We start from the raw sequence: 5025 nt of genomic DNA on the forward strand, positions 1-5025 counted from the left end.
GCCGCAGCGGAAGATTGTTTCAGTGATCGTTCGAAGTGCTGGAAGTGACTTCTCAACTACATCGGCTGGACCCGAAACCATGAGCGTTGCGCCACCGCTGGCAACAATGGATGGAGTGGCAGATACAGCGGCGTCGATCATGTTAACGCCCTGGCGAGCAAGGAGCTCAGCAATCTCTCGAGTCTCCTCGGGAATACCACTGGTCTGATCGATAACAATCTTTCCGGCCGAAAGTCCTTCGGCTAGACCGCCAGTCCCAAAAATCAGTTCTCTTACATCGGAGCTTCGTGGAAGGCAAAGTAGGATGACGTCGCTCTCAGAGGCGAGCGCGCCCGCCGACGGAGCGACCTTCGCGCCCGCCTCAGCGAATGCCGTTGCCGCATTCGCATTCAAATCCCACACGCAGAGCTCGTGCGCCGATAAAAATCGACGTGCCAGTTGACCGCCTAGCGCTCCCAGTCCGACGTAACCAATCTTCATCTTGTGTCGCCTCCTTAGTCGTTTGCCAAACTTTTCTACATGACCCGTCTTCGTGGGCCGAGATCGAACGCCGGCTGAAGTGTATCGGGGGTGTTCGAAGCATCGTAGCACCAATTCTACTCATCAGCATCGATTCCATTTAATGAAACTAAGAGGGTGAAATGGAACTGCCACTGTCAGCGGGGTTGAAGTTCCGAACAATGGAACGAATTCCATTTGTGTTGACGCAGGTACATCCCAGATATAAAGTTGATGCAAGATTTCGTGGCGCCGCCAACCGTGTATGAGACAAGGGTTAACCCTTGTTTTGTTCAGACGCGGCGAGCACGAAGTTGACATTTACAAAACATAGGAGACAACCCACCATGCGGCATTTGACGATCTCCCACACTGAGCGTTGACCGAAGGCCTCCGCGCGCTCGCCCACTGAATGCTATTCAACTCGGTCGACAGCCGGGCGCCGGCGCTTTTCTTTCGTGTCAAAGAGAACACCCTCGTGAAGACAGAGCAGTACGCACGATAACTGGCGGGACGGAGCAGACAATGGAGCAATCAGTACAGCCCCCTGTACAGGGTTGGAGCGGTGATGAGCCTGCCGAGGTATGGGCGACTGACAAGGAGGTGAAGGCAGCATATCGGAAGGTCACTCTAAGGCTCGTTCCGTTCTTATTCCTTTGTTGGGTAGTTAACTACATTGACCGTGTGAATCTCGGTTTCGCCAAGATTCCGCTGTCGAGAGATCTCGCGCTCTCGGACGCAGCATACGGATTGGGCGTAGGGTTATTCTCGATCGGCTACGTCCTGTTTGAAGTTCCGAGCAACCTGATGTTGGAGCGAACGGGTGCACGACTCACCATGGCGCGAATTATGTTCCTGTGGGGCTGCATCACCTGCTTGATGATGTTCATACAAACGAGCACGCAGTTCTACATCGCCCGAATTGCGCTTGGAGCTGCCGAAGCCGGCTTCTATCCTGGTCTATTGCTCTATCTCACCTATTGGTTCCCGTCCGCGCGTCGCGCACGCATAACGTCGCGCTTCTTGCTCGCGATTGCGGTATCAGGAATGATTGGAGGACCCTTGGCCGGTTGGATCCTTAACACGTTCGTCGACGTTGGCGGACTTCGTAACTGGCAATGGCTGTTCTTGCTTGAAGGGATACCCGCAGTTCTGCTCGGAGTCTTCGCGTACTTTTATCTCGATGATAAGCCCGATCAGGCAAAATGGCTGACGGATGCGGAGCGCAAGATTATCTTGGATAACATCCAAGCGGATCGCGCATTCAAAGGCAATCCTGCTCATTCCGGACTGGTCGCGGTTCTTCGCGACCCACGCGTCTATGTGGTCGTGCTCGCATCGTTGGTTACGCCAATGCTGGGCATCGTTATGAATTACTGGACGCCCACTATCATTCATCGAGCAGGTGTCACTAACATCCTGCACCTATCTCTACTTTCTGCGATTCCGTCCGTTATCGGTGCGATTGGGATGATTGTCATTGCCCGACACTCCGACCACCGCGTCGAGCGCCGCTGGCATTACCTGTTCTCGATTTCCATTGGGGCAGTGGGGCTCGTCCTGCTTCCGAGTGTGGTCCACAGCCCGGTCTTGACAATCGGCTGCCTTTCGCTGCTGGCAATCGCATATTACGCGGGTAGCACAATGTTCTGGACGATTCCCCCGGCGTATTTCCCGGCAGCATCTGTCGCGGCTGGCATCGCGTTGATGAGCAGCTTGGGACAGGCAGGTTCACTGCTGACACCGACCTGGCTGGGCTGGCTGATGACCAATACTCATAGCATCGCCATCGGGCTATACACCATTGCAGCAATCGCACTTGCCGGTGGCTTCATCATTGTGTTGGGGGTTCCGGCTTCCAAGCTGAGGGAACGGCGTGATGAGTCCGTGTAGCAGAAAGGCTTGGCGCTGCCCAAGAGATAATTGAATATTGTCCTCTCGAGTTTAACAATGACTGAACCCACCGCTCCTGCGAACCACGTTATCTCTGAGCCGATCGGATTTATCGGCCTTGGCGCGATGGGCGCCCCAATGGCGCGTCATCTTGCGACGCTCGGATACTCATTGCTTGTGTACGACACCAACGCATCGGCCGTCGCTTCGGCTGTCGAGCGAGGTGCGCAATCGATGACGTCAGCCAAAGCGATTGCTGATCGCGCCGCAATCGTGTTGACTTGCTTGCCATCACTGCCGGCCATCAAGGAAGTCGTTTTTGGAGAGGAAGGTGTTTCGAAAGGCGGTGCCGCACGTATCCTGGTTGATTTCTCGACGACCGGGGCACGATTCGCTCAAGACCTCGCAGCGGATCTCAAGTCCTTCGAAATCGACCTGCTTGACTCTCCTATCACAGGCAACGTGTCAACGGCGGGGAATGGCAAACTCGGAATCATGTGTTCTGGGCCCGAGCGCGCGTTCGAACGTGTTGCTCCCATCATGCGAGACCTGGCAAGCCTGGAGGTGCTGTATCTAGGTGAGGAGACCGGAAAGGCTCAGACGCTCAAACTTCTCAATAACTCGCTGTCGGCCACCGGCATGGCGTCCGCCTGCGAAGCGTTCATTCTGGGCGTCAAGGGCGGACTAAACCCTCAACGGATGCTTGAAATCATAAATTCAGGCGACGCAAGCAGCAGCGCGACCCGAAATAAGTTCGGACGGTCGGTGCTGCCGCGCAAGTTCGATTTCGGAGCTCGCATGGCCATTACGGCCAAGGACATCTCACTGACGGTCGAAGAGGCCCAAAATCGCGGGGTTCCGATGTGGGTTGCACAAACCGTGCAGCAACTCTGGAAGTATGCAGCAATGCAGGGGGGAGCGGACCGCGACGGAACTTCGCTTATTACCTATCTCGAGCCGTGGTCTGGGGTCGAGGTGGCGAGCCGCGGGGAGGCCATCTCTTGCGAGCGGGCGGTATCGGTGGGCGCAACCTTCGTTCCCCACATTCTTATATGTGATGAATCCGAGGCTGAGCCTATTTCTCTCCGATTGCGTGAGCAGGGTTTTAAAGTCGAGATACCGCACGGTGAGGCAGGGGCGGCGCAACCTACGACCGTGCCAGCTCGATCTTTCGGGACGTGCGTCTTGATCGGCGTGAAGGAAAGTGACGAACAGTCCCTTCTTGTGAAGCGCATTCGCCAAGCAGCCGGCGAAGGCGGGGTTGTCATCAACACTCGAACGATGTCCATAGCCGAATCCACTCGTTTTCACCAGCAGACACGAGAGCTCGGCCTCAAATGCGTTGATGGCTTGCACACTGGACCGTCCCACGAACGTCGATCGGGCCAAGGGGTAATCATCGTCGGCGGCGCGGCCGCTGCCATCGACGCAGTAGTGCCACTGCTGGCGGCGTTGAGTCGTCGAGTGTTTGTGATCTCGGAGCGGCCAGGGGACGCCCAGTTGATGCACATGATTCACGCGTCGTTGTTTGCGACACTTCTTGTCGTTACGTCCGAGGCATTCGTCGCAGGGGCCAAGGCTGGACTGACTCCGTTGCAGATGAAAACGATTATGGGCATCGAGACCGGAAGAAACGCCGCGAGCGCTCGGATCCTCCCAGAGCAGGTAGCGACTCGCCGCTTTGACTATGGGTTGACCCTCGCACAGGCTAGGCGCCACCTGACTATGGCAACGGATGCGGCGCGTCAACTGGGTGTTACAACGTGGATTTTCGACAAGGTCTTGGGAGTCTATGGCCTCGTGTGCAGTGGCGGACATTCGCCTGAAGACGTGAGTTCTATCGCCAAGCAGTACGAGTCCTGGGCGCAAGTCAAGGTCGAGACCGTCGATCGCGCACAGCAGGCCGCGTAGAAACGTTTTTGTCAGCGAGTATCTCTAGTCGTCGAAGTGCCGGGGGCGGCGAAGCGAAGCTTCTGCCGGTCCGACAGTCGACAGCAAGCAACAGCATTGAACGAAGAGAGGTTCCGGAGTGACGACGCAGAACGAGACTGACACCAGCCCAGCGACAGTGGTGGATTTTCGGGGCAACAACCATCGAGATCTCAAAGCGCTGGATTCCTGGACAAAGCGACGCGTCGAAGAAGCCCTGGAGCCTGAGCTTCCTATCATCGACCCGCATCACCATATTTGGAATGACGAGCGCGGGCGCTATCTCGCGGACGAACTGCTAGCTGACATAGGAACGGGCCATCGGATCGAGGCGACCGTGTACATGCAGTTTAAAGCGAACTACCGTGAGACCGGTCCAGAGTCGATGCGCTCGGTTGGCGAAGTCGAGTTCGCTAGTGCTTTTGCCGATGCATGCGCGACCGAGCGACCGGAAGGACCCAAGTTGTGCGCCGGCATCGTCGGGCACGCAGATCTTCTGCTCGGCAGCGATGTGCAAGCTGTACTTGATACGATGCTTGAGGCGGGTCGCGGCCGCTTGCGCGGAATCCGGCATGGTGCGACGTTTGATTCGGGGCAGGCGGGATTTGGGCGTGCGTTCGCCCGTCCTCACGTACTTCTGGATTCCAACTTCCGAGAAGGATTCGCGAGGCTCGCGCCACTGAACCTATCATTCGATGCGTGGAT

3 protein-coding genes and 1 pseudogene are annotated in these 5025 nt (G+C 56.7%); 3 read left to right on the forward strand and 1 reads right to left on the reverse strand.

The annotated features are described in order from the left end of the window. Positions 1-591, reverse strand: a 591-nt coding sequence (locus tag P7F28_RS30795; protein ID WP_277188954.1) for an NAD(P)-dependent oxidoreductase, incomplete at its 3' end; no start/stop codon positions are given. 432 nt (positions 592-1023) lie between these two features. On the opposite strand from P7F28_RS30795, the gene P7F28_RS30800 reads away from it, so the two are divergent. The 3 genes and pseudogenes from P7F28_RS30800 to P7F28_RS30810 all read left to right on the forward strand — a co-directional run. Then, positions 1024-2391, forward strand: coding sequence for an MFS transporter (locus P7F28_RS30800; RefSeq protein WP_277188956.1), 1368 nt, complete (start codon positions 1024-1026; stop codon positions 2389-2391). Between the two features lie 57 nt (positions 2392-2448). Then, entirely contained in the window at positions 2449-4302 is a 1854-nt protein-coding gene (locus P7F28_RS30805; RefSeq protein WP_277188958.1) for an NAD-binding protein, read from the forward strand. A gap of 118 nt (positions 4303-4420) precedes the next feature. Continuing rightward, positions 4421-5025, forward strand: a pseudogene (locus P7F28_RS30810) (amidohydrolase); the annotation flags it as partial.

Source organism: Caballeronia sp. BR00000012568055 (assembly GCF_029439455.1).
Lineage (GTDB): Bacteria > Pseudomonadota > Gammaproteobacteria > Burkholderiales > Burkholderiaceae > Caballeronia.